Raw genomic sequence first — 23,656 nt, 5'->3', positions numbered from 1 at the left:
CCGCAGGGCGGTGCCGTAATGGAGCGGGGGCACCCGATGCGGGATGGTGGGGTTCAGCGGGGCGCCGCGGCCCCCTGGGTAAACATCTGCTGGAAGCCGCGCTTGAGCTGCTGGTCGCGGGCGCGTTCAAAGGCGGCGATCGCGCTGTCATGGTCCAGGAACTGCTCGCGGCGGACCTGGCTGCGACCGCCCATCACGCCGGTCTCGCGGACCAGCATCCAGCCGCCGAGCAGGTCGGGCTGCAACATCAGCTGCACGAAGCGGGGCGCCTCGGCGTCGTCGGGTCGTTGTTGCATCAGCAGGCGCATGGCTTGATTGTACGGGCTTGCGCTGCCGCCGGCCGGCGTGCACGGGCCGCCGGCCCTGCCTGTTCAGCCAGCCAGCACGGCGAGCACCGTGGCTTCCTCGACCCCTGGCACGACCCGGGCGCGGCCGGCGCCGTCGGCGAGGATGAAGCGGATGCCGGCGGCGTCGGCCTTCTTGTCCAGGCGCATCCGCGCGAGCAGCGCGTCCGGGGCCAGACCTTCCGGAACGGAGGTGGGCAATTCCAGTCGCTGCAACAGCTGCTGCAGGCGGTCGCCGGCGCTGGCCGGGGCGAGCCCCAGCACCGCTGACAGCCGCATTGCCAGGACCATCCCAACCGCCACCGCCTCGCCGTGGTTGAGGCCGCCGCCGTGGGTGCCGGCATAACCCTGCTCGACCTCGATAGCGTGGCCGAAGGTATGGCCGAAGTTGAGCAGGGCGCGGTCGCCGTGCTCGAGCAGGTCGCGACCGACGACGGCGGCCTTGAACGCGCAGCAGCGCGCGATGGCTTCGGCAGTGATCGCCGGGTCGCGCGCCAGCAACGCCTCGGCGTGCGCTTCCAGCCAGTCCAGGAATCCGGCGTCAGCCGGGTCCAGCGAAACGGCCGTCACGCCGTACTTGACCACCTCGGCGAGCCCGGCGCGCAACTCCCGGTCCGGCAAGGTGTGCAGCACGCCGGTGTCGGCGATCACCGCGCGCGGCGGGTAGAACGCGCCGACCAGGTTCTTGCCGGCGGGCAGGTCGACCGCGGTCTTGCCGCCCACCGAGGAGTCGACCATCGCCAGCAGCGTCGTCGGAATCTGGACGACGTCGATGCCGCGCATCCAGCAGGCGCCGGCGAAACCGGCCAGGTCGCCGATCACGCCGCCGCCCAGCGCGACCACCGCCGCGTCGCGGGTGGCGCCCAGTTCGGCGAGCGCATCCAGCACCTCGCCGAAGCGCTGCAGGGTTTTCTCGTGCTCGCCCGGGGGAATGACCAGCCGGGCGATCGTCAGGTCCGGCCGGGCGGCCTGCAGCGCGGCCTGCACTCGGTCGGCGTAGAGCGGCGCGACATTGCTGTCGCTGACGATCAGGGCATGCCGGCCGCGGATCGTCGCGGCCAGCAACGCGCCGTCTTCCAGCAGGTCCGCGCCGATGGAGATCGCGTACGGATGAGCACCGTCGACAGCGACCTTGAGGACCGCGCTCATGCACCGTCTCCGCTGCGCTGCGAGGTCGGCAGTCCGTCCAGGATCCGTGCACAGACTTCCGACGGCGCGAGGCCATCGGTATCGATGCGCAGCTGGGCCACGGCGGCGTACAGCGGGTCGCGCTCGGCCGCCAGCGCGCGCAGGACTGCTGACGGATCGGGTTGTTGCAGCAGCGGCCGAGCGGTATCACCGGCGGCCCGCGCCAGCTGGGTGGCCGGACTGGCGTGGAGGTGGACCACGAAACCACGCCCGGGCAGTAGCGCCCGCGTGCCGGCATCGAGCACCGCGCCGCCGCCGGTGGCGAGCACGACGCCGTCCAACATCAGCAGGTCGGCCAGCATCGCCCGTTCGCGCCTGCGGAATCCCGCCTCGCCTTCGCGTTCGAAAATGGCCGCAATGCTGGCGCCGGCCTCGCGCTCGATCTCCGCATCCGCGTCCACGAGGCGCAGACCGCAGCGCTGCGCCAGTTCGCGCCCGATGCGCGATTTTCCGGCCGCCATGGGGCCGACAAGGATGATGTTGCGCGGTTCACGGACGGGTTCGCTCATGGCGTCGATTGTAGGTCGCCGCGCGCCGGCGTTGCCGGGCTGTTGCATGCCTTTCACAGGAGGCTTGCTAGGGTCGGAGCTTCCGGTCGCATGACGCCAAACCGGTGCAAAGGAGAATCAATCATGTCAGTTGCAAAAGTCATCGAACTCAACGCCGCCTCGGAAAAGAGCATGGAAGACGCGGTCCAGCGTGGCCTGAAGAAAGCCGCTGAATCGGTCAAAAACATCAAGGGTGCCTGGGTCAACGAAGTCAAGGTCGTGACCGACGAGGGCGGCAACATCACCGAGTGGCGCGTCAACATGAAGGTCAACTTCATCGTCCAGTAAAGCGACGCCCGCCAATCCGGACGGGTATGGTCAGCGCCGCATCCGGCCCACAATAGGCGCATGACTACCAACGACCTGCTGGCGGAAGCCAACGCCACCTTTGCCGCGCTGTTCGAACAGGCGCGGCAGGCCGGTGAGCCCGATCCGACCGCGATGAGCGTGGCCACCGCCTCCCTGGGTGCCCGCCCGTCCACGCGCATGGTGCTGCTCAAGCAGCACGACGAGCGCGGATTCGTCTTCTACACCCACCTGGACGGGCGCAAGGGCCGCGAGCTGCAGGACAACCCCTACGCCGCTTTGCTGTTCCATTGGCCGCGGGTCAAGGCCGGCGTGCAGGTGCGTGTCGAGGGCGGTGTGTCGATCGTGGCGGACGAGGAGGCCGATGCGTATTTTGCATCGCGCCCGCGCGGCAGCCAGATAGGCGCGTGGGCGTCGCTGCAATCGGAGACGCTCGACGACCCGGCGACGTTCCACGAGCGCGTCGCGCAGGTCGAGCAGGAATTTGCGGACCGCGAAGTTCCGCGCCCGCCGCGCTGGACCGGGCTTAGGGTCCGGCCGATGTCGATCGAGTTCTGGTACGGCGGCAACTTCCGCCTGCACGAGCGTTGCCTCTACGAATGCGACCCGGCGGGGCACTGGACCAAGCGGATGCTGTACCCCTAGGCGGCCGCGCCCGGCACCCCCTGAGAGGGGCGCGCTGAGCCTTGTCTGGCGCCGTCCTTTCAGACCTGGCGCTGGGCCCAGCCCTGGATGATCGCTTCCAGCGCATCGATGCCATCGGTCAGCGCGGCCGGTCCCGGCTGCAGGATCAGCGGCGATTTCACCTCGTGCAGTTCGCCGTTGCGCACCGCCGGCACATCCTCCCAACCCGGACGTGCGGCCACGTGGGTGGGCTGGAACTTCTTGCCGCACCAGCTGCCGATGATGATGTCGGGCTGGCGCCGCGCCGCCTCCAGCGGGTCGGCAAGGATGCGGTCACGGCCCAGTGACATCATCGCGCGTTCTGGAAAGATGTCGTCGCCACCGGCGATGCCGACCAGCTCGGACACCCACTGGATCGCCGAGATCTGCGGCTCGTCCCACTCCTCGAGATAGACCTTCGGCCGCCGCGGCAGGGTGGCCGCACGGGCGCGGATGTCCGACAGCCGCGTCTCCAGGGTCGTGGCGAGGTCCACCGCGCGATCGCCCGCACCCACCAGCGCGCCAAGGCGCCGGACGTAGTCGATGATTCCGTCGACGCTGCGATGGTTGCTGATCCAGACCTCCACCCCGGCGCGGATCAGGTCGGCGGCGATGTCGGCCTGGATGTCGGAGAAGCCGAGCACCATGTCCGGCTTAAGGGCCAGGATGCGGTCGATCTTGGCGCTGGTGAAGGCGCTGACCTTGGGTTTCTCGCGTCGGGCGCGCGCCGGGCGCACGGTGAACCCGCTGATGCCGACGATCCGGTCCTGTTCGCCGAGCAGGTACAGCGTCTCGGTCGGTTCCTCGGTCATGCAGACGATGCGCTGCGGGCCCATCGCGCGCGCGGTCACTGGGGTTGGAACTCGCGGGTGAACTGCATGGTGTTGCGCGCGCCGTCCGCCAGGGTGATGTCGATCTCGAACTTCAGCGTGTCCGGCAGGCTCACCGCCACGGTGCCGACGTAGTCCATCAGCTCGCCGCTGCTCAGCTCGCGCAGCTCGATGGGGCGACGCCCGCCGCGCAGGTCGCTGACCGTCGCCACCACGTTCGCGGGCACCGAGACCTCCGCGCTGCCCTCGCCGCGACGCAGGCCGACCAGCAGCATGATCTGGTCGTCGGCGCGGCGGATGCCGTACTTCTCGGCGACCAGGCTGCCCAGCATCGCGGTCGGCATCACCGTCGCCCGCGCGGTCACGTCGACGATGGTGACGACGGTGTCCTGCGAGTCGGCCAGCGTCGCTGCCGGGACCGGCGCGGCCGGTTCACCGCTGCACGCGCTCAGCAGGCCCACGCCCAGCGCCATGAAAAACAGGGAGGTTCGCAAGGTCGTGCTCCTGGAAAGCGGATGTCGGGACCGCGGCGCGGTGTCAGTCATCGTTGGCGGCGGACAGTTCGCGGCCACGCGCGGCGGCGGCGGCCACGGCGCGGTCGACCAGCTCGCGCAGACCACCTTGCTCGAACGTCTCCACCGCCGCGTGGGTGGTCCCGCCAGGCGAGGTCACGTTGCGGCGCAATTCCGCGGCTGGCTCGTCGCGCTCGGTCAGCATCCGGCTCGCGCCCAGCAGGGTCTGGTTGGCGAGCAGGCGCGCAGTGTCCGGCGACAGGCCCTGGCGGATGCCGGCCGCCTGCAGCGCCTCGGCGAACAGGAACACGTAGGCCGGGCCACTACCCGACACCGCCGTCACCGCGTCCATCTGCGCCTCGTCCTCGATCCACACCGTCGGCCCGACCCCGTCCAACAGGCGCTCGGCCTGCCCGCGCTGGGTCGGGTCGACCTGCGCATTGGCGAACAGACCGGTCATGCCCGCGCCGATCAGCGAGGGGGTGTTGGGCATCGCCCGGATCACCGCCGCGTCCCCGCCCAGCCAGGTCGAGAGCTGCGTGCTGGACAGGCCGGCGGCGATGGAGACCGCCAGCGGCCGGGCGTTGCGCGCGATGTCCACCATCTCGGCGCATACGGTGCGCATCACCTGCGGCTTCACCGCCAGCACCCACACGCTGGCCTGGTCGACCGCCTCGGTCGCGCTGGCAAACACCTGCACGCCGAAGTCGGCGAACAGCGCCTCGCGCACGGCGGCCACCGGATCAGCGACGCGGACGCGGGCCGGGTCGGCGCCGCGCGTGATCATGCCGCCGATCAGGCTGCGCGCCATGTTGCCGCCACCGATGAAGGCGACGATCGGGGCGGATGGGGAAGTCGAGGGGGTGGTATCGGGGGTGGTATCGCTCATGGAACCTGCCTGTGGTTTGCGGTGATGGCCTGCCAGGGCATCGGGTCACCCAGTGTAAGAGCCTGCGCCGCTGCCTGCCTCCCGCGCAGGCCGACGCGTGGGTGCCGGAGCGCGTCAGGTGCTCCCGTAGCGGACCGCGAAGGCTGTGATCGGGTACTGGATTGACGGCACCGGTCCGGGGCTATACTCCGGGCTGGGGCTATCCGTAACACCATTTGCCTGCGCGCCGTCGGCGGCTGCGGGCGGAGCGGGGCGCGGATTTCCGAAATCAACGGTTCAAATCCGCGGTTCAGGGGAACATGCATGGATATCGCCGAGCTGCTGGCGTTTTCAGTCAAGAACAAGGCATCCGATCTGCATCTGTCGGCCGGCATGCCGCCGATGATCCGCGTCGACGGCGACGTCCGCCGGATCAACATTCCGGCGCTGGACCACAAGACGGTCCACGCGCTGGTGTACGACATCATGTCGGACAAGCAGCGCCGGGACTTCGAGGAGTTCCTGGAAACCGACTTCTCGTTCGAGATTCCGGGCCTGGCGCGCTTCCGCGTCAACGCGTTCAACCAGAACCGCGGCGCCGGCGCGGTGTTCCGCACCATTCCGTCGGAGGTGTTGACGCTTGAGGACCTGGCCACGCCGCGGATCTTCAAGGACCTGATCGACCAGCCGCAGGGCCTGATCCTGGTCACCGGCCCGACCGGCTCGGGCAAGTCGACCACGCTGGCGGCGATGATCGACCACATCAACAAGACCGAGTACGGGCACATCCTGTCGGTGGAAGACCCGATCGAGTTCGTGCACACCTCGCAGAAGTGCCTGATCAACCAGCGCGAGGTCCACCGCGACACGCATGGCTTCAACGAGGCGCTGCGCTCGGCGCTGCGTGAGGATCCCGACTACATCCTGGTCGGTGAGCTGCGCGATCTGGAAACCATCCGCCTTGCACTGACCGCCGCGGAAACGGGACACCTGGTGTTCGCCACGGTGCATACCAGCTCGGCGGCCAAGACCATCGACCGCATCATCGATGTGTTCCCCGCCGGCGAGAAGCCGATGGTGCGCTCGATGCTGTCCGAGTCGCTGCGCGCGGTGATCAGCCAGGCGCTGCTGAAGAAGGTCGGCGGCGGTCGCACCGCGGCGTGGGAAATCATGGTCGGCACGCCGGCGATCAGGAACCTGATCCGCGAGGACAAGGTCGCGCAGATGTATTCGGCCATCCAGACCGGCCAGAACAGCGGCATGATGACCCTTGACCAGCATCTGCAGGACCTGGTGAAACGCGGGCTGATCCTGCGTCCGCAGGCCCGCGAATACGCCAAGGACAAGCGGCTGTTCGATTGACCGGCCGATCCACTGAACGCGCCGCCAGGCCGGGTGCCTGCGGACGGGGGACATCGCAATGAACACGACCCAGAGCACCAACGAGACGATCGACTTCACGTCGTTCCTCAAGCTGATGGCGCACCAGAAGGCCTCCGACCTGTTCATCACCGCCGGCATGCCGCCGTCGATGAAGGTCAACGGCGTCCTGCAGCCGATCACCAAGAGCCCGCTGACGCCGCAGCAAAGCCGCGACCTGGTGCTCAACGTGATGAATCCGGCCCAACGCGAGGAGTTCGAGAAGACCCACGAGGCGAACTTCGCGATCGGGCTGGCCAACGTCGGCCGCTTCCGCGTCAGCTGCTTCTACCAGCGCAACCAGGTGGGCATGGTGCTGCGCCGGATCGAGACCCGGATTCCGACCATCGACGAGCTGAACCTGCCGCCGGTGCTGAAGACCCTGGCGATGACCAAGCGCGGGATCATCCTGTTCGTCGGCGCCACCGGTACCGGCAAGTCGACCTCGCTGGCGGCGATGATCGGCTACCGCAACCAGAACTCGACCGGCCACATCATCACCATCGAGGACCCGATCGAGTTCGTGCACAAGCACGAGGGCTGCATCATTACCCAGCGCGAGGTCGGCATCGACACCGACAGCTGGGAGAACGCGCTGAAGAACACGCTGCGCCAGGCGCCCGACGTGATCATGATCGGTGAGGTGCGCACCCGCGAGGGCATGGACCACGCGATCGCCTTCGCCGAGACCGGCCACCTGGTGCTGTGCACGCTGCACGCCAACAACGCCAACCAGGCGATGGACCGGATGATCAACTTCTTCCCCGAGGACCGGCGCAACCAGTTGCTGATGGACCTGTCGCTGAACCTGAAGGGCGTGATCGCCCAGCAGCTGATCCCGACCCCGGACGGCAAGGCGCGCCGGGTCGCGATGGAGATCCTGCTGGGCACGCCGCTGGTGCAGGACTACATCCGCGACGGCGAGATCCACAAGCTCAAGGAAGTGATGAAGGAGTCCACCCAGCTGGGCATGAAGACCTTCGACCAGGCGCTTTTCGAGCTGTACCAGGCCGGCGAGATCAGCTACGAGGACGCCTTGCGCTACGCCGACTCGCAGAACGAGGTGCGCCTGCGCATCAAGCTTGCGCAGGGCGGCAACGCGCAGACCCTCGCCGCGGGCATGGACGGCGTGGAAGTGGCCGAGATCCGCGACTAGCGGCGACCGGCGCCGACGGGCTGAGAGGGCCGGGTACGCGTTCTCTGCGCACTGTTTTCGTTCGTGATGCGTCGCTGCGCGCTGTCTTCCGCGGTCGGCGACGTCCGTGCGGCCCCGTCGGAGTCGACAGACCGTTGGGGCTCAGGGAGCGACCTGCTCCGACTCCACCACCATGTCCAGCACGTAGGCGACCGAGGAGCCATCCGCCGGCGGATTGGCGACCTGGTAGCGTTTCAGGCGCAGCACCTTGCGCACGCCCGCCTCGTGGGTGTAGCCCTCGATGTCCTGGTACAGCGGTTGCCACTCGCCGGGCTCGCCGGCGACCGTGCCGTCGTCGCGGTAGGTCCGCTCGCGCACCTGCAGGCACTGCTTGTCCGGAATCAGCGGGTGGCTGCACGGCGCGGTTTCCGCCGCGACCTCCATGAACACCTGCTCGCCTTCGCCGGCGTAGCGCGCCGCGGCGGAGGGCTCGCCGGCGAAGACCAGTTTGTCGCCGGCCTCGCTGGTCAATTCCAGGCGGGGTGCTTCCTCGCTGCCGGTCAGACGGATGCGCGGACTGCCTTCGAACCGGCTGCTGACGGCGCGATCCAGTTCGGACAGCTTGGGATCGGCGCAGGCCATCAGCGTCTGCTGCAGCGAGTCGATCTTCAGTTTGTCATCGTCCAGCCGGTAGCCGCCGTTCATCAGGTTGCACGTGTTGCTGATGGACAGCCGCTGGTCGGCGAAGTCCAGTTGAACGGGTCTATCGTCGCGGGCAAACAAAGCATCGATGTGGGCGCCGTAGGCATCGCTCGCCTCGGCCAGCTGCCAGTGGTAACGCCCCAGCGTCGCAGCGTCGACGACCATCGATGCGGCGGCGGGCGTTTTCTGCGCCGCGGCCGGCACCGGCGTGTCGGTTGCGGGAGTTGCCGGTCGTTCGGCGGTGCATGCGGCCAGGGCAAGCGGCAGGAGAAGCAGATGGAATTTCATGGGCTGACTACTCGCGCGGGAGGATTGCGCAGCAGTCTATGAGCCCGAACCGGAACGAGGCGTGCACGGCAATTCGTTTGCCCATGGCGCACCGGCTGCCACGGTGCGCGCGTGAACCGGGCAGTCGCTGCGATGCGCGCCCGGCAGGTAGCCCAGGCTCATCAGGAACTCGCCGGTGATCTCCGGCCCGGTGAAGCGGAACGTCTGGCGAAACAGTTTTACCCACCCGGCCTTGTCCCGGCGGTGCTCTCCGTCCGTCAAATGCGCATCCAGCCAGTGGGCGAAGCCGCCGTGGCTCGCGCGCAGGTCCTTGATCACCTGCGCGTTGTGGATCGCCGCGTTGATCTTCAGCCGGTTGCGGATGATCGCCGCATCGCCCAGCAGGCGGTCGCGGTCGGCGTCGCCATAGGCCGCGACGCGGTCGACCTCAAAGCCCCCATAGGCCTGCTGGAAGGCCTCGCGCTTGCGCAGGATGGTCAGCCAGCTCAGGCCGGCCTGGTTGATTTCCAGGACCAGCCGCTCGAACAGGACGGCTTCGTCGAGCTGGGGGAAGCCGTATTCATCGTCGTGGTAGGGGCCGTGCAGCGGATGGCCGGGTGCGCTGTCGCAGTAGCCGGATGGCGCGGCGGGCACGGGCTGCGGGCTAGAATGCATGCATGGATTCTGGCCCCACACCCCTTGCCAATCAATTGCTGATCGCCCTGCCCGCGCTGGAGGAGGGCGCGTTCGCGCGCTCGGTCGCGCTGATCTGCCAGCACGACGAGGACGGTGCCATGGGCATCGTGGTGAACCGTGCCTCGGAGTACACGCTGGGCGAAGTGCTCGGCCAGATGAGCATCAGCGGAGGCAGCGATGCGCTGCGCGCGCAGGTGGTGCTCGCCGGCGGTCCGGTGCATCCCGAGCGCGGCTTCGTCCTGCATGACGGTGGCAGCCGCTGGGACTCGACCCTGGTGATCACCGATGCGCTTTCGCTCACCACCTCGCGCGACATCCTGGAAGCGATGGCCAGCGGCGAGGGCCCGGCGAACGCGGTGGTCGCGCTGGGCTGCGCGGGCTGGGGCGCCGGCCAGCTGGAGCAGGAGTTGACCGACAACGACTGGCTGACCGCACCCGCCGACGCGGAGCTGCTGTTCGACGTGCCGCTGGAAGCGCGCTGGGAGGCCGCCGCCGGGCGCATCGGCGTGGACTTTGCCCACCTGGCCGGCTATTCCGGCCGCGCATGAGCGGGAGCGATGAGGCGGTATCTCCCGCTGACGCCCTGCCGGCGATCCGCGGCGACGGCAGCGTGCTGGGTTTCGACGTCGGCTCGCGGCGCATCGGTGTTGCGCTCGGCACGCCGCTGGCAGGGCAGGCGCGCGCGTTGGCGGTGGTCGACGTGCACGCTGCCGGCCCGGACTGGGCGGCAGTCGACCGTCTGTATCGCGAATGGCGACCCGACGGGTTCATCGTCGGAGATCCGCTGACCCTGGACGGCGGCAGCCAGCCGGCGCGTGAGCGGGCGCACGGGTTCGCCCGGCAATTGCAGTCCCGCTACCGCCGGCAGGTGCTGCTGGTGGACGAGCGGTCCAGCTCGATGGAAGCGGCGAAGCGCTTTGCCCGCGCGCGCGCTCAGGGCCAGAAACGCCGTCGCGATGCCGTGGCCCTGGACGCCATGGCGGCGGCGGTGATCGTGGACCGCTGGATGGGCGCACCCGGCGATGCGATCGACATCCGCGCGGTCGTGCCGACCGGCGACGATCCCTCAACCGCGTCAGGCACCGCCACGACAGACTCCGGAAAGACCGCATGAACACAGCAAACGACGTGCTCGAGCCTCTGCGCCACCTGCTCAGCCTGGAACATCTGCCGCGCGCACAACTGATCGCTCTGCTGGATCGCGCGCAGTGCTTTGTCGACGGCGAGGGTGACCGCGCCGCGCTGGCCGGGATCGCCATCTGCACGCTGTTTTTCGAAGCCTCCACCCGCACCCGGCTGAGCTTCCAACTGGCGGCGCAGCGACTCGGGGCGGACGTGCTGAATTTCGATGTCTCCACCTCGTCCACCCGCAAGGGCGAGACCGCGCGCGACACCCTGCGCACGATCGAGGCGATGGGCGTGCGGGGGTTCGTCGTGCGCGACAACGAGGATGGCAGCGTGGCCGCCCTGGCCGCCGCCGCCGGACCGGGCACCGCGTTGGTCAATGCGGGCGATGGCCGCAGCCATCACCCCACCCAGGGCCTGCTCGACATGCTGACCCTGCGCCAGGCCAAGGGGGCGGACTTCAGCCGTCTCAAGGTGCTGATCGTCGGCGACGTGAAGCACTCACGCGTTGCCCGTTCCGACCTGCACGCGCTGCGCACGCTGGGCGCCGGGGAAATCCGCGTGTGCGCGCCGCCGACGCTGTTGCCCACTGACGCCACCCTGGCCGGGTGCACCGTCAGCCACGATCTGGACGCCGCGCTGGAGGGCGTGGATGCGCTGATGATGCTGCGCCTGCAGCGCGAGCGCATGGAGGAAGGGCTGGTGTGCTCGTTGGAGGACTATCACCGCGACTACGGCCTCACCGCCAGCCGCTTGCGACACGCGGCGACGGATGCGGTGGTCATGCATCCCGGACCGATCAACCGCGGGGTGGAGGTCACCGACGAGGTGGCCGATGGGCCGCAATCGCTGGTCCTGCGGCAGGTCCGCAACGGCGTGGCGGTGCGGATGGCAGTGCTGGAAACCCTGCTGGGCGGACCGCTGCGTCCCTGTTGATGCTGAACAAAACGAGCACCCACGCGATTCGGTCGGCCCTCGCCTGATGCAGCCTAAGAAGAAGCCCCGCAAATGCGGGGCTTTTTTGGACCGGAAGCCGGTCAAGCGCCGGTAAAAACCAACCCGATCACGACACCATCGGCTCGCTGAACGCCTCGATCTCTCCCTCGTACTCGTTGATCGGCACGCAGGCGCAGAACACGTTCTTGTCGCCGTAGATGTTGTCCACGCGGGCAATCGGCGGCCAGTACTTCTGCTGCCGCAGCGAGGGCAGCGGGAAGGCCGCCAGCTCGCGCGGGTAGGCGTGCGACCACTCGCTCGCGCTGACCTGCGCCGCCGTGTGCGGAGCGTGCTTGAGCGGATTGTCCTCACGGTCCAGCGACCCGTCCTCGATGGCCCGGATCTCCTCGCGGATCTGGATCATCGCGTCGATGAAGCGGTCCAGCTCGTGCAGCGACTCGCTTTCGGTCGGCTCGACCATCAGCGTGCCGGCGACCGGGAAGCTCAGGGTCGGGGCGTGGAAGCCGAAGTCCACCAGCCGCTTGGCAACATCCTCGGCGCTGACGTCGGTGGCCTTCTCCAGCGGACGCAGGTCGAGGATGCACTCGTGCGCGACCAGGCCGTTGCGACCGGTGTACAGGGTCGGGTAGTGCGGCTCCAGACGCTTGGCCACGTAGTTGGCGTTGAGCATCGCGATCTCGCTCGCCCGGCGCAGGCCGTCGCGGCCCATCAGGGTGATGTACATCCAGCTGATCGGCAGGATCGAGGCCGACCCGAAAGTGGCCGCGCTGACCATGCCGACATCGCCTTGGCCGCCGAACGCGCGCGGCAGGTAGGGCGCCAGGTGCGACTTCACCGCGCACGGGCCCACGCCGGGACCGCCGCCGCCGTGCGGGATGCAGAAGGTCTTGTGCAGGTTGAGGTGGGACACGTCCGAGCCCCACTTGCCCGGCTGGGCGAGGCCGACGATGGCGTTCATGTTGGCGCCGTCGGTGTAGACCTGGCCGCCGTGGGCGTGGACGATCTCACAGATCTCCACCACGCCTTCCTCGAACACGCCGTGGGTGGAGGGGTAGGTGATCATCAACGCGGCAAGCCGGTCCGAATACTTCTCGGCGTTGGCGCGGATGTCCTCGACGTCGACGTTGCCGTTGGCGTCGCACTTGGTCACCACGACCTTCAGCCCGCACAACTGCGCGGAGGCCGGGTTGGTGCCGTGGGCGGACTCGGGGATCAGGCAGATGTCGCGCTGTTCCTGGCCGTTGGCGCGGTGCCAGGCGCGGATCGCGAGCAGTCCGGCATATTCGCCCTGCGCGCCGGAGTTGGGCTGCAGGCTGACCGCGTCATAGCCGGTGATCTCCGCCAGCATCGCCTCCAGGCCGTCGATCAGCTCCTTGTAGCCCAGCGCCTGGTCGGCCGGCGCCAGCGGGTGGATGTTGGCGAACTCCGGCCAGGTGATCGGGATCATCTCGGCGGTGGCGTTGAGCTTCATGGTGCAGCTGCCCAGCGGGATCATGGTCCGGTCCAGCGCCAGGTCCTTGTCCGCCAGCGAGCGGATGTAGCGCAGCATCTCGTGCTCGCTGTGGTGGGTGTTGAACACCGGGTGGGTCATGAATTTGGATTCGCGCAGCAGGCCAGCCGGCAGGGCGTCGGCGGTGCCCGCGTCCAGCTCGTCGATGCGGTCCAGGTCGATCTGCACGCCAAACAGGCCGGCCAGCGCGATCACGTCCTCGCGCGTGGTGGTCTCGTCGAAGCTGATGCCCACGCTCGTCGCATCGATCACGCGCAGGTTCATGTGCGCCTGCACGGCGCGATGGTGCATGTCGGCCGCGTCCACGCCGGTCAGCTGCAGGGTGTCGAAGAAGTCGTCCCCGACCGTCACCCCGGCGTTGCGTAGGATGCCGGCCAGGATGCCCGCCAGGCGGTGGGTTCGGCGCGCGATGCGGATCAGGCCATCCGGGCCGTGGTAGACGGCGTACATCGCCGCCATCACCGCCAACAGCACCTGCGCGGTGCAGATGTTGCTGGTCGCCTTCTCGCGGCGGATGTGCTGCTCGCGGGTCTGCAGGGTCAGGCGATAGGCCGGGTTGCCCTCGGCATCGACCGACACGCCGATCAGGCGGCCCGGCATCGAGCGCTTGTAGGCGTCGCGGCAGGCCATGAACGCGGCATGCGGACCGCCGAAGCCGAACGGCACGCCGAAGCGCTGGGTGTTGCCGACCACGATGTCCGCGCCCCATTCACCGGGCGCCTTCAGCAGGGTCAGGGCGAGCAGGTCGACGGCGACGGCGACCAGACCGCCGCGCGCGTGCACGGCCTCGGCCAGTTCGGCGTAGTCGTTGGCGCGGCCGAAGGTGTCGGGATACTGCAGCAGCACGCCGAAGGCGTCAGTCTGGGCCGCATCGGCGTCATCGCCCACCACCAGCTCGATCTCCAGCGGCTCGGCGCGGGTACGCATCACCTCGATGGTCTGCGGGTGCACGCCGCTGGAGACGAAGAACACGTTGCTTTTGACCCGGCTGGAGCGCCGCGCCAGGGTCATGGCCTCGGCCGCCGCGGTGGCCTCGTCGAGCAGCGACGCGTTGGCGATCTCCATGCCGGTCAGGTCCATGCACATGGTCTGGAAGTTGATCAGTGCTTCCATGCGGCCCTGCGAAATCTCCGCCTGGTAAGGCGTGTAGGCGGTGTACCAGCCCGGGTTCTCGAGGATGTTGCGCAGGATCACGTTGGGCGTGTGGGTGCCGTAATAGCCCTGGCCGATGAAGCTGCGGAACACCCGGTTGCGCTCGGCGATCTCGCGGATCCGGGCCAGCGCGTCGACCTCGGTCACCGCGGTGGGCAATGCCAGCGGCTCGGGCGAGCGGATCGAGCCGGGCACGATCGCATCGGTGAAGGCGTCCAGCGACTCGTGACCGACCACGCGCAGCATCTGCGCGATTTCCGTGTCGTTGGGGCCGATGTGGCGCGCCACGAACGCATCGTGATGCTCAAGCTCGCGCAGGGAGAGTGGGGTGTCGTGGCTCATGTCAGGGGTCCGTTGGCTGGGTGCGGTGCGTGACCGCGGGAAGGACGTTCCGCCGTCCGCCTCCTGGCCGACGGACGCTTGCGGGTCCCTGGCTTGCGCCACGGGAATCCCCGCTCGCCCCTCTGTCCTTTTGCCTGAGAGTTTTGGAAGCCGACCCGGTCCGGGTCCGCGCTTCGTGCCCCTTCGGCGCCGGATTCAACCGGTCTCTCCAGAGTGGTTCACAGCCGGTGGTACGGGAGCCTGAACGATTACGGGCGTTGCGTCTTCGGCAGCGGGACGGCCTGTCAGACCGCGATCCGCTTCTCCCACCGGATGTATTTACCTGCGCGAATTATAGGCGATGCAGCACCACCGGGGCGGCAGCCGCCACGGCCCGGACCGCGCGGCCGACACCCTGTTTCCGCGTCGGCACACCGGCATCGCCGCCAACCCTACGCGGAGCACGTCCAGCCCGTACCATGACGGGTCGTTCGACCGCTGGATTTCCGTGGATACATCGCAAAAGCCGGTGAGCCTGGCCCGGCTCACCCTGATATTGGCCGGGCTGTCGATGTTCGGCCCCTTCGCCATCGACACCATCTTCCCCGCATTCCCGGTCATGGGCGCGGAGTTCGGCGCCGACAAGCTGGCGATGCAGCAGACCATCAGCGTCTACCTGGTGGCCTATGCCGTCACCAGCGTCCTGCACGGGCCGCTGTCGGACGCGTGGGGCCGGCGACGGGTGATCCTGGGCGGGCTGGCGATCTTCACCCTGGCCTCCGTCGGCTGCGCGATGTCGACCCGGCTGGACACCTTGCTGGTGTTCCGCGCGCTGCAGGGACTGTCGGCGGGCACCGGGCTGATCGTCGGCCGGGCGGTGATCCGCGACGTGCTGCAGGGCGACGACGCCCAGCGCCTGATGAGCCACGTGTCGATGATCTTCGGCATCGCCCCGGCGATCGCGCCGATCATCGGCGGCTGGATCCTTGGCTGGAGCCACTGGTCGACGATTTTCTGGTTCCTGGTGGTGTTCTCGGCGGTATTGCTGGCGGTCACCTGGTGGCTGCTGCCGGAGACGCATCCGGTCCAGGCGCGGCTGCCACTGGTGCCCTCCCGGCTGCTGCGCGACTACAAGGCGATCCTGATCAATCCGCGTTTCCAGCGCCTGGCTGCCTGCGCGGCGTTCAACTTCTCGGCGCTGTTCCTGTTCATCGCCTCCGCGCCGGCCTTCGTGCTGGACCTGCTGCAACGCAACGGCGAACCTATGGGCCCTGGCGACTTTGGCTGGTTCTTCATCCCGATGATCGGCGGGATGGTGCTGGGTGCGTTCACCTCCGGCCGCGCCGCCGGACGCATCCGCGGCTCGACCCTGGTGGCGATCGGATTCGCGGTTTCGGGCTTCGCGGTCACCCTGGGGCTGATCTTCAACCTGTTGACCGACGCCCCGCAGATCCCCTGGGCGATGATTCCGATCAGCCTGAACGCGTTCGGCATCGCCCTGGTGTTCCCGATCGTGACCCTGGCGATCCTGGAGATGTACCCGCGCATGCGCGGCGCGGCGTCCTCGCTGCAGGCGTTCACGTCACTGGTGCTGAACGCCGTCGTCGCCGGGATCATCTCGCCGTGGCTCAGCGGCAGCGCCCTGCATCTGGCGATCGCGGCTGCGGCGCTGGTCCTGATCGGCTGGCTGTTCTGGCTGTGGGAGTCGATCGCGTCGCAACCGTTGTCCGGCCGCTCGCGCAGCGGGACGCGGGTGCCGGGCGATTCGATCTAGCCCGCAGCGGGCGCCGGCCGCGCGGCGGAAGGCGCCGGAGCGCCCGCTGCCGCGCTCGCCTGCCAGCCGCAGGTCTGTCCTTCGTTCTGCTGCTGCAGCCACTCCTGCAACGGGGCGAAGTACTCCAGCACCGCGCTGGCGTCCATGCTTTCCCCGCCGGTCAGCTCCTTCATCGTCTGCTGCCACGGCTGGCTCGCGCCCTTGGCCAGCATCGCCTGCAATTTCCCGCCCGCGGCCTTGTTGCCGTAGAAGCTGCACTCGTTGAGCGGCCCCGTGTGGCCGGCCGCTTCGCACAGCGACTTGTAGAACTGGAACTGCAGCACGTGCGAGAGGAAGTAACGGGTGTAGGGCGTGTTGCCCGGCACGTGGTACTTGGCGCCCGGATCGAAGAACTCCTCGCCGCGCGCCTGCACCGGCGCCACGCCCTGGTATTTGGCCTTCAGGTCCCACCACGCCTTGTTGTACTGATCGGGCGGGATCGAGCCGTCGAACACGCCCCAGCGCCAGCGATCGATCATCAGGCCGAACGGCAGGAAGGCCACCTTGGCCAGCGCCATGCGCATCTGCGCGTTGATCAGTGCCTGCTCGCTCTGCTGCTGCGCGCTGGCCAGGCCGATCGACTCCAGGTATTTGGGCGTCATCGCGAGCACGATCGTGTCGCCGATCGCCTCGTGGAAACCGTCGTGGGCGCCGGTATGGAACAGCGGCGGCTGGTCGTTGTAGGCCATGTAGTAATACACGTGGCCCAGCTCATGGTAGATCGTGGTGAACTCTTCCTCGTTGGGCTTGATGCACATCTTGGTGCGCACATCGCCCTTCATGTCCATGTCCCACGCGCTGGCGTGGCAGACCACGTCGCGGTCGCGCGGCTTGATGAACTGGGTGCGCTCCCAATAGCTGTCGGGCAGCTTGGCCATGCCCAGGGAGAGATAGAAGTCCTCCGCGCGCTTGGTCATCTGCCGTGCGGAGGCGTCCTTGGCATCCTCGTCCAGTTGCGCCAGCCGGGCGGGACTGCGGTCGCCGCTGTTCTGGGCGAGCTTTTGCCGGTGGATTTCGTTGTAGCGCGCTTCCAGCGCGCCGGTGATGTCCATCGTGCCGGCGTTTTCATACGGCACCAGCAGGTCCCACAGGTTGCTCCAGTCCTGCTGCCACATGTTGCCCATCAGGTGGGCGGGCAGCATGCCGCCGGCAACCTCGCCCTTGTCCTTCCCGTACTTCGCGTCCAGGCGGGTGCGTGCGTAGCAGTGCAGCTGCTCGTAGAGCGGCTTGACCTGGCCCCACAACCGGTCGGTTTCGGCGGCCAGCTCGACCGGGCTCATGTCGTAGCCGGAGCGCCACATCTCGCCGGTGTCGGCAAAGCCCATGGCGTCGGCGCCCTCGTTGACCAGCGCGACGAAGCGCACGTAATCCTTGCGCATCGGCTGGGAGATGGTGTGCCAGCCGCGCCATGCGTCCAGCTGCGCGTCGTAGTCGCGGCTGCTGCGCAGCACGTCCTCCAGCTCGCCCAGCTGGCGGCAGCTGCGCGCGTCGCCTTCGCCAGTGCAGTACTTGCCCGAGCCGTAGGCGCCTTCCATCCTGCTGGCGATGCCGGCCAGCTCGGCCAGCTTGGCCGGGTCGGTGGGCGCCGGCATCGAGGTCGACAGCTTGAGCAGCTGGATCGCGCGCGCCGTCTCCGGCGTCATCTGCTGGCCCTCGAACCGCCTGGACTGCTCGATCCACTCGTTCAGCTGCGAGAGGTAGCGCTCGTTGGATTTGGCCGCCAGGAATTCGGTGTCATCGTTGATGAAGGTGTTGGACAGCCACTGCGGCTTGGTCAGCTCGGGCTGCATCGCCTTCCACTCCGCGTTGATGCGGGCGATGAACTGGTCGGCGTTCTCCTCGGCGGTGGCGGTGGTGCCGCCTGCCGGCGTGGTCGGTGTGGGCGTGCGCGACTTCTCGCAGGCCGACAGGCCGAGCACGGCAATGGCGATGCTCAGCGCGAGGACGGCGCGGATGGGCTTCATCGGGGTCACCTCTGGGTTTGGAGCGCCGCGACGACGCCAATCCCCGAAGGCTAGGTCCCGCGCGCGCGGGGCGCAAGAGTGCGCGTCCGCGGATCGACCAGGCCGCGCGAGGCGAGCCACTGCCACGCGGCATCCGCATCGTGGTGAAAATAGGCGGCCGCCGAACCGAGGCGGAACGTGTAGCCCCACGCGTCCATGTCGGCCAGGATGCGCTCAGCGCCCACGCCGGGCAGCGCATCGCCCAGCAGGGCCTGCAGGACGCAGACCGCGTCTTCTTCCTCGATCGAATCGGTCGCGTCGGTGTGCACCCGGGCGCGATCGGCCGCCGGCAGCACGATCAGGTGGCCGGCCTCGTGCAGCAGCGAATGCACCGGTGTGTCGCCGCGGGCATACACGGTCTCGCCGATCAGTCCGGCCTCCGCGTCGCCCCAATAGCTGCCGGGGATTGGCTCGCCATTGGCCACCTCGACCAGACGCAGGCCGTAGCCGGCCAGCAGGCGCGCCGGGGCCTCGAAGCCGATGTCGGACAAGGTCAGCATGCCATCGGCTTCACACGAAACTGCCGGTGTGGGCAGGGCACCGGCGCATGTCCCGCGACCCGTGTCGGCGTCGCGGGCAGCGAAGGAGCTGCCGCACGCCTCAGCCGTTGGCGACCGCCGCGCTTTCCGGCAGCGAGACCGAGATATCCAGCACCTTGTCGTCGCCCTCGCCGAGCAGGTCGACCTTGACCGCGTCGGCGTCCACGTTGACGTATTTGCGGATGACCTCGAGCAACTCGCGCTGCAGCATCGGCAGGTAGTCCGGACCGCCGCGGGTAGCGCGCTCGTGGGCGACGATGATCCGCAGCCGGTCCTTGGCGACCGAGGCGGTCTGCTTCTTGACCAGCAGGAAATCGAACAGACCCATGACTATCCTCCGAACATCTTGCTGAAGAAACCCTTTTTCTCAGGGGTGATGAAGCGCATCGGGCGGGTATCTCCCAGCAGCCGGGCGACGGCGTCGTCGTAGGCCTGGGCGGCGTCGGATTCAGTGTCCAGGATCACCGGTTCGCCCTTGTTGGACGCGTTGAGCACGTCGCTGGACTCGGGGATCACGCCGATCGTCTTCAGCCCGAGGATCTCCTCCACGTCGGTGATGCTGAGCATCTCGCCGGTTTCCACGCGCTTGGGGCTGTAGCGGGTCAGCAGCAGGTGCTCCTTGATCCGCTCGCCCTTCTCGGCGCGGCGCGTCTTGGAGGCCAGCAGGCCCAGGATGCGGTCGGAATCGCGCACCGAGGACACTTCCGGGTTGACCACCACCAGCGCCTGGTCGGCGAAGTACATCGACAGGTAGGCGCCCTTCTCGATGCCGGCCGGCGAGTCGCAAATGATGTAGTCAAAGCCGTCGTCGGCCAGCTCGTTGAGCACGCGCTCCACGCCTTCCAGGGTCAGCGCGTCCTTGTCGCGGGTCTGCGAGGCGGCCAGCACGAACAGGTTCTCGAAGCGCTTGTCCTTGATCAGCGACTGCTTGAGGCTGGACTCGCCATTGACCACGTTGACGAAGTCGTAAACGACCCGCCGCTCACAACCCATGATCAGGTCCAGGTTGCGCAGACCGACGTCGAAATCGATGATCGCGACCTTGTGGCCGCGGCGGGCAAGGCCGCAGGCGAGGCTGGCGCTGGTCGTGGTCTTGCCGACGCCTCCCTTGCCCGAAGTGACAACGATGATTTCGGCCAAGTTCAAATCCTCCAATTGATGGGGTGGTGCGCAAGGGGAAACGCCGCCGGGTGACCGGCCGATGCTGCGCGCGCGGGGGCGGCGCAGTCCGTGTCACTGCCGCGGGTGGCGGCAGGCGACGTGGCGTCGGGAGACAGCATGAAGGGTTTGCGGGTCATGGCGCGTCCAGCGCGGCCAGGTGGATCTGGCCCTCGTTCAGCCACACCTGGACGGGGCGGCCCCGCAGTTCCGCGGGAATGTCTTCCAGGACCCGGTAATGGCCGGCGATGGCGACCAGCTCGGCGTGGAACTCGCGGCAGAATATGCGCGCGTTCTCGTTGCCCTTGGCGCCGGCCAGGGCGCGGCCGCGCAGCGGACCGTAGATGTGCACGGAACCGTCGGAGATCACTTCCGCCCCTGCGCCGACGCCGGTCAGCACGGTCAGGTCGCGATTGTCGGCGTAGACCTGCTGGCCCGAGCGCACCAGCGGCAGGTGGACCATTCCCGGACCGTGCGCGTCCTCGCGCGGCGACGCCGCTGCCGGCACGGACCCGGTGGCGCGTGCGGGGCTGGGTGCGGGCTCGGCTGCGGCCGTTGCGGTGCTGCCGGCGCTGTCGACGCGCTCGTACTGGGCGCGGAACTTGGCCAGCAAGGGCAGTTGCAGGGCTTCGGCCAGGCGTTCCGTTTCGGTGGTGCCGTAGGCCAGCGCCACGGGCAGCACGCCCGCGCCGCGCAGGCCTTCGATCAGGCTGCGCGCGGTCGCGGTATCGGGCATTTCCGCCAGGCCGCCAAAGTCCAGCACCACCGCCGCGCGTGAGAACAGGTTCGGCGCGCGCTGCACGCGGTCCTTCATCTCGGCCGCAAGGCGCTCCACGTCCAGGCTGCGGATGCGCAGGTTGGCGATGCCCACCTGGCCGATCTTCAGCTCACCGGCGGGCTCGAAATCCAGTGCCGACCTCAATGACCGGTACCGGTGGAGCGCGCGGACAGGGGCTGCACCGGCAGCTGCCGCGCCGCGGCCCACGCCACGTGCGGCAGGTCGCGCCCGTAGGTTGCGTTGACCCACGGGTAACTGCACAGCTCCTTCATGAGCATGGCCGCGCGGATGCCGGTGCCCGGCATGACGTGCTGGCCGACCTCGCGGAAGCCGAAGCTGCCATGGAACAGCAGGACCGGATCGTTGGTGCCTTCCAGGAACACTTCGCACGCGATGTGCGGGTAGCGCAGCTCAGCGTAGCTCTGCGCATCGGCGTAGAAGGCGCGGCCCACGCCGCCGCCGCGACGCCGGCTGGCGACCACGATGCGGTCGATATAGAAGAAGTTCGGGTGGCGTTCGCGGAACCAGCGGAAGTTGCTGCTGTCGTGCTCGGCGTCGCTGCCCATGCCGATCAGGAACCCGGCCAGGGTGCCGTCGCGCTCGGCGACGCGGAAATACTCCGCGGTCTCAAAGAAATGGCGCAGCCGCGCGGCGTCCAGCGGCAGGATGGCCGGACCGGCGGCGTTGTTCAGGGCGAGGACGGAATCCAGTTCGTGCTCATGCACGTCGCGGACGACGATCGACATTCCGATACTCCAGGAGGTTGGTGCGTCATTGCCAGTGTTGCGGCGGCCGATTATCGCATGCACGGACGGGCCGGACACCGCCCCGGAGCGGCGAAAGCGCCGCCGCAGGCCTGTTCAGCAAGCCCATGGATGGCTCCCGCCGGGGATTGGATGCCGGTAGCATGCGGGGATGCTGAGACGCCTCAACCATACCCGACTGCTGCGCTACGCCGGTCTGTTCACCTGGGCGATCCTCGGCTTCTGGCTGGTCACGATCGTGTTCGATCCCTCGACCCTGCAGGGCGGCGCGGACGATCCGGCGTTCAACCTGGTCATCGGCCGCTGGCTGGCGGTGTACCTGAGCTTCGGCGGGGTCTACTGGTGGATCACCCGTTCGCTGGGCCATCAGCGTCGCAACTGGGTTGATCACGTCCTGCTGCTGGTGCTGACGGGCTGCGCGATCGGGGTCAGCTATTTCTCCGGCACGGGGCTGGGCAGCGTGCTGCTGATGGTGGTGGCCGGCCTGCTGCCGTGGCTGCTGCCGGTGCGTGTCGGTGTTGCATGGCTGGTGGCCAGCAACCTGGCGGTGATTCCGGTGTTCGTGGGCGCGCCGTGGAACTTCCCGCCCCTGATCGCGGTGTTGCAATCCCTGTTGTATGCCGGGTTTTCCAGCTTCGTGTTCGTGACCGCGCTGGTCGCCATGCAGCAGGCCCAGGCGCGCGAGGAGCAGCGCCGGCTGAACGCCGAGCTGCAGGCGACCCGGCTGCTGCTGGCCGAAAGCGCGCGCGTAAACGAGCGCACCCGCATCTCGCGCGAGCTGCACGACCTGCTCGGCCACCACCTCACAGCGTTGAGCCTGAACCTGGAGGTCGCCGGCCACCTGACCGAGGGCAGGGCGCTGGAGCACGTCACCCAGGCGCATACCCTTGCCCGGTTGCTGCTGACAGACGTGCGCGAAGCGGTCAGCCAGCTGCGCAGCGGCGGTGCGATCGACGTTGGCGTCGCCCTGCGATCGCTGGCCGAGAACGTGCCCGGACTCGACATCCACATGGACATCGAGCGGCCGCTGAGCCTGGACGACCCCGAGCGCGCGCAGGTGCTGCTGCGCTGCACCCAGGAGATCATCACCAACGTGGCCCGCCACGCCGGCGCCCATAACCTGTGGATACGGCTGTGGCACGAGCACGGGCGTATCCTGATGGACGCGCGCGACGACGGTCGCGGCGCCGCCCAGGTGATCATCGGCAACGGCTTGCGGGGCATGCGTGAGCGCCTGGCGGAATTTGCCGGCGAGTTGAGCATCGATACCCGGCCCCAGGCCGGTTTCCGGCTGCAGCTGTCGCTGCCGGTCTCCACCCAGATTGCCATCGAGGTCGCAACGCCATGAGAACCCCCCCGGCCATAAGAACCTCCCGGCCATGAAAACCACCCGCGCAGACGCTCCGATCCGGGTCCTGCTGGTCGATGACCAGACACTGGTGCGCCAGGGCGTGCGCTCGCTGCTGTCACTGGCCGACGGGATCGAGGTGGTGGCCGAAGCCAGCGACGGCAAGCAGGCGGTGCAGGTGATCCCGCAGATCGCCCCTGACGTGGTCCTGATGGACATGCGCATGCCGGTGATGTCCGGTCTGGAGGCGCTGCAGGCGCTGGCCGCCACCGGCGAACTGCCGCCGACCATCATTCTGACCACCTTTGACGATGACCAGATGGTGCTGGCGGGCATCAAGGCCGGCGCAAAAGGCTACATGCTCAAGGATGTCTCGCTTGAACAACTGGTCGGCGCGATCCAGACCGTGGCCGGCGGCGGCTCGCTGGTGCAGCCGGCGATGAGCCAGCGCCTGTTGTCGGGGCTGGAGCACATGCGCAACGAATTCGTCAGCCTGGAGAAGCCCGATCCGCTGACCGAACGGGAGACCGAGATCCTGCGCCTGATGGCCGGCGGCTTCTCCAACAAGGAGATCGCCAACTCGCTGGGGGTCGCCGAGGGCACCATCAAGAACCACGTTTCCAACATCCTGTCCAAGCTGGGCGTACGCGACCGCACGCGCGCGGTGCTGAAGGCATTTGAGCTGCAATTGGTGTGAAGCGGCGCTAATG

The 23,656-nt window shown here is 68.3% G+C and carries 24 protein-coding genes, 1 pseudogene and 1 riboswitch; of the genes and pseudogenes, 10 read left to right on the top strand and 15 right to left on the bottom strand.

The window, feature by feature from the left end; translation table 11 throughout:
* Positions 1 to 53: 53 nt before the first annotated feature.
* The 3 genes from INQ40_RS09945 to INQ40_RS09935 all read right to left on the bottom strand — a co-directional run bounded on the left by INQ40_RS09945 (position 54) and on the right by INQ40_RS09935 (position 2,041).
* Positions 54 to 308 carry a WGR domain-containing protein gene (locus INQ40_RS09945; RefSeq protein WP_194034091.1) on the bottom strand — a complete coding sequence of 85 codons (255 nt, stop codon included), beginning with the start codon at positions 306 to 308 and terminating at the stop codon, positions 54 to 56.
* A 63-nt stretch (positions 309 to 371) separates the two neighbouring features.
* A complete protein-coding gene (gene aroB, locus INQ40_RS09940; RefSeq protein WP_194340303.1) occupies positions 372 to 1,493 on the bottom strand; it encodes a 3-dehydroquinate synthase in 1,122 nt (373 codons plus the stop codon).
* Positions 1,490 to 2,041: a shikimate kinase gene (locus INQ40_RS09935; RefSeq protein ID WP_194340302.1), complete on the bottom strand. Its 552-nt coding sequence runs from the start codon at positions 2,039 to 2,041 to the stop codon at positions 1,490 to 1,492. The genes aroB and INQ40_RS09935 overlap by 4 nt, the downstream gene beginning before the upstream one ends.
* 123 nt (positions 2,042 to 2,164) lie before the next feature.
* On the opposite strand from INQ40_RS09935, the gene INQ40_RS09930 reads away from it, so the two are divergent.
* Both INQ40_RS09930 and pdxH read left to right on the top strand, forming a co-directional pair.
* On the top strand, positions 2,165 to 2,368 hold the full coding sequence (locus tag INQ40_RS09930) for a dodecin family protein (RefSeq protein ID WP_193984187.1): 204 nt from the start codon (positions 2,165 to 2,167) through the stop codon (positions 2,366 to 2,368).
* A 60-nt stretch (positions 2,369 to 2,428) separates the two neighbouring features.
* Positions 2,429 to 3,031, top strand: coding sequence for a pyridoxamine 5'-phosphate oxidase (gene pdxH / locus INQ40_RS09925; protein WP_194340301.1), 603 nt, complete (start codon positions 2,429 to 2,431; stop codon positions 3,029 to 3,031).
* Positions 3,032 to 3,090: 59 nt separating this feature from the next.
* Here pdxH and INQ40_RS09920 read toward each other — a convergent pair whose 3' ends face one another.
* From INQ40_RS09920 to proC, 3 genes are read right to left on the bottom strand one after another with little or no spacing between them, the layout of a single operon-like run.
* Positions 3,091 to 3,885, bottom strand: a complete 795-nt coding sequence (locus INQ40_RS09920; RefSeq protein WP_194342512.1) for a cobalamin-binding protein — start codon at positions 3,883 to 3,885, stop codon at positions 3,091 to 3,093.
* Positions 3,886 to 3,896: 11 nt separating this feature from the next.
* Positions 3,897 to 4,373: a DUF4426 domain-containing protein gene (locus INQ40_RS09915; RefSeq protein ID WP_194340300.1), complete on the bottom strand. Its 477-nt coding sequence runs from the start codon at positions 4,371 to 4,373 to the stop codon at positions 3,897 to 3,899.
* Between the two features lie 43 nt (positions 4,374 to 4,416).
* Positions 4,417 to 5,280, bottom strand: coding sequence for a pyrroline-5-carboxylate reductase (proC, locus tag INQ40_RS09910; protein ID WP_194340299.1), 864 nt, complete (start codon positions 5,278 to 5,280; stop codon positions 4,417 to 4,419).
* Positions 5,281 to 5,583: 303 nt separating this feature from the next.
* On the opposite strand from proC, the gene INQ40_RS09905 reads away from it, so the two are divergent.
* Positions 5,584 to 6,621, top strand: coding sequence for a type IV pilus twitching motility protein PilT (locus INQ40_RS09905; protein ID WP_043957729.1), 1,038 nt, complete (start codon positions 5,584 to 5,586; stop codon positions 6,619 to 6,621).
* Between the two features lie 58 nt (positions 6,622 to 6,679).
* Entirely contained in the window at positions 6,680 to 7,834 is a 1,155-nt protein-coding gene (locus INQ40_RS09900; protein ID WP_193984178.1) for a PilT/PilU family type 4a pilus ATPase, read from the top strand.
* Positions 7,835 to 7,975: 141 nt separating this feature from the next.
* Here INQ40_RS09900 and INQ40_RS09895 read toward each other — a convergent pair whose 3' ends face one another.
* Positions 7,976 to 8,803 (bottom strand): META and DUF4377 domain-containing protein, encoded by an 828-nt coding sequence (locus INQ40_RS09895; RefSeq protein ID WP_194340298.1) that lies wholly within the window; start codon positions 8,801 to 8,803, stop codon positions 7,976 to 7,978.
* 36 nt (positions 8,804 to 8,839) lie between these two features.
* Complete coding sequence (locus INQ40_RS09890; protein ID WP_194340297.1) at positions 8,840 to 9,457, bottom strand: DNA-3-methyladenine glycosylase I; 618 nt, start codon at positions 9,455 to 9,457, stop codon at positions 8,840 to 8,842.
* 2 nt (positions 9,458 to 9,459) lie between these two features.
* Between INQ40_RS09890 and INQ40_RS09885 the strand changes: the two genes are divergently transcribed.
* The 3 genes and pseudogenes from INQ40_RS09885 (at position 9,460) to INQ40_RS09875 (ending at position 11,539) form a co-directional block, all read left to right on the top strand.
* Entirely contained in the window at positions 9,460 to 10,026 is a 567-nt protein-coding gene (locus tag INQ40_RS09885; protein ID WP_194340296.1) for a YqgE/AlgH family protein, read from the top strand.
* A pseudogene (gene ruvX, locus INQ40_RS09880) lies at positions 10,023 to 10,496 on the top strand (Holliday junction resolvase RuvX); the annotation flags it as partial. The gene INQ40_RS09885 and the pseudogene ruvX, both read left to right, overlap by 4 nt.
* 92 nt (positions 10,497 to 10,588) lie before the next feature.
* Entirely contained in the window at positions 10,589 to 11,539 is a 951-nt protein-coding gene (locus tag INQ40_RS09875) for an aspartate carbamoyltransferase catalytic subunit (protein ID WP_194340294.1), read from the top strand.
* A gap of 127 nt (positions 11,540 to 11,666) precedes the next feature.
* Here INQ40_RS09875 and gcvP read toward each other — a convergent pair whose 3' ends face one another.
* Positions 11,667 to 14,564 carry an aminomethyl-transferring glycine dehydrogenase gene (gene gcvP / locus INQ40_RS09870; protein WP_194340293.1) on the bottom strand — a complete coding sequence of 966 codons (2,898 nt, stop codon included), beginning with the start codon at positions 14,562 to 14,564 and terminating at the stop codon, positions 11,667 to 11,669.
* A 112-nt stretch (positions 14,565 to 14,676) separates the two neighbouring features.
* Positions 14,677 to 14,786: riboswitch (glycine riboswitch) on the bottom strand.
* 328 nt (positions 14,787 to 15,114) lie between these two features.
* Between gcvP and INQ40_RS09865 the strand changes: the two genes are divergently transcribed.
* Positions 15,115 to 16,317, top strand: a complete 1,203-nt coding sequence (locus tag INQ40_RS09865; protein WP_255524320.1) for a multidrug effflux MFS transporter — start codon at positions 15,115 to 15,117, stop codon at positions 16,315 to 16,317.
* Here INQ40_RS09865 and INQ40_RS09860 read toward each other — a convergent pair.
* The 6 genes from INQ40_RS09860 to INQ40_RS09835 form a co-directional block, all read right to left on the bottom strand.
* A complete protein-coding gene (locus INQ40_RS09860; RefSeq protein ID WP_194340291.1) occupies positions 16,314 to 18,320 on the bottom strand; it encodes a M2 family metallopeptidase in 2,007 nt (668 codons plus the stop codon). The two genes, INQ40_RS09865 and INQ40_RS09860, sit on opposite strands and share 4 nt — an antisense overlap.
* Before the next feature lie 50 nt (positions 18,321 to 18,370).
* The gene (locus tag INQ40_RS09855) at positions 18,371 to 18,859 is read right to left on the bottom strand and encodes a hypothetical protein (RefSeq protein WP_194340290.1); all 489 of its coding nucleotides are present in this window, start codon (positions 18,857 to 18,859) and stop codon (positions 18,371 to 18,373) included.
* A gap of 100 nt (positions 18,860 to 18,959) precedes the next feature.
* Positions 18,960 to 19,226, bottom strand: a complete 267-nt coding sequence (minE, locus tag INQ40_RS09850; RefSeq protein ID WP_194340289.1) for a cell division topological specificity factor MinE — start codon at positions 19,224 to 19,226, stop codon at positions 18,960 to 18,962.
* Positions 19,227 to 19,228: 2 nt separating this feature from the next.
* Positions 19,229 to 20,038 carry a septum site-determining protein MinD gene (gene minD, locus INQ40_RS09845; RefSeq protein WP_194340288.1) on the bottom strand — a complete coding sequence of 270 codons (810 nt, stop codon included), beginning with the start codon at positions 20,036 to 20,038 and terminating at the stop codon, positions 19,229 to 19,231.
* A 154-nt stretch (positions 20,039 to 20,192) separates the two neighbouring features.
* On the bottom strand, positions 20,193 to 20,978 hold the full coding sequence (gene minC, locus INQ40_RS09840; RefSeq protein WP_228481986.1) for a septum site-determining protein MinC: 786 nt from the start codon (positions 20,976 to 20,978) through the stop codon (positions 20,193 to 20,195).
* Positions 20,975 to 21,580: a GNAT family N-acetyltransferase gene (locus INQ40_RS09835; RefSeq protein ID WP_193984155.1), complete on the bottom strand. Its 606-nt coding sequence runs from the start codon at positions 21,578 to 21,580 to the stop codon at positions 20,975 to 20,977. Before INQ40_RS09835 ends, minC begins: the two co-directional genes overlap by 4 nt.
* A gap of 169 nt (positions 21,581 to 21,749) precedes the next feature.
* On the opposite strand from INQ40_RS09835, the gene INQ40_RS09830 reads away from it, so the two are divergent.
* Both INQ40_RS09830 and INQ40_RS09825 read left to right on the top strand, forming a co-directional pair.
* Positions 21,750 to 22,946, top strand: a complete 1,197-nt coding sequence (locus tag INQ40_RS09830; RefSeq protein WP_194340287.1) for a sensor histidine kinase — start codon at positions 21,750 to 21,752, stop codon at positions 22,944 to 22,946.
* Positions 22,947 to 22,977: 31 nt separating this feature from the next.
* Positions 22,978 to 23,643: a response regulator transcription factor gene (locus INQ40_RS09825; RefSeq protein ID WP_193984151.1), complete on the top strand. Its 666-nt coding sequence runs from the start codon at positions 22,978 to 22,980 to the stop codon at positions 23,641 to 23,643.
* Positions 23,644 to 23,656: the final 13 nt, after the last annotated feature.

The organism is Lysobacter sp. H21R4 (genome assembly GCF_015277535.1).
GTDB lineage: Bacteria > Pseudomonadota > Gammaproteobacteria > Xanthomonadales > Xanthomonadaceae > Novilysobacter > Novilysobacter ciconiae.
The sequence above is the reverse complement of the archived record's forward strand: the minus strand, read 5'-3'. Positions and strand labels throughout refer to the sequence as shown.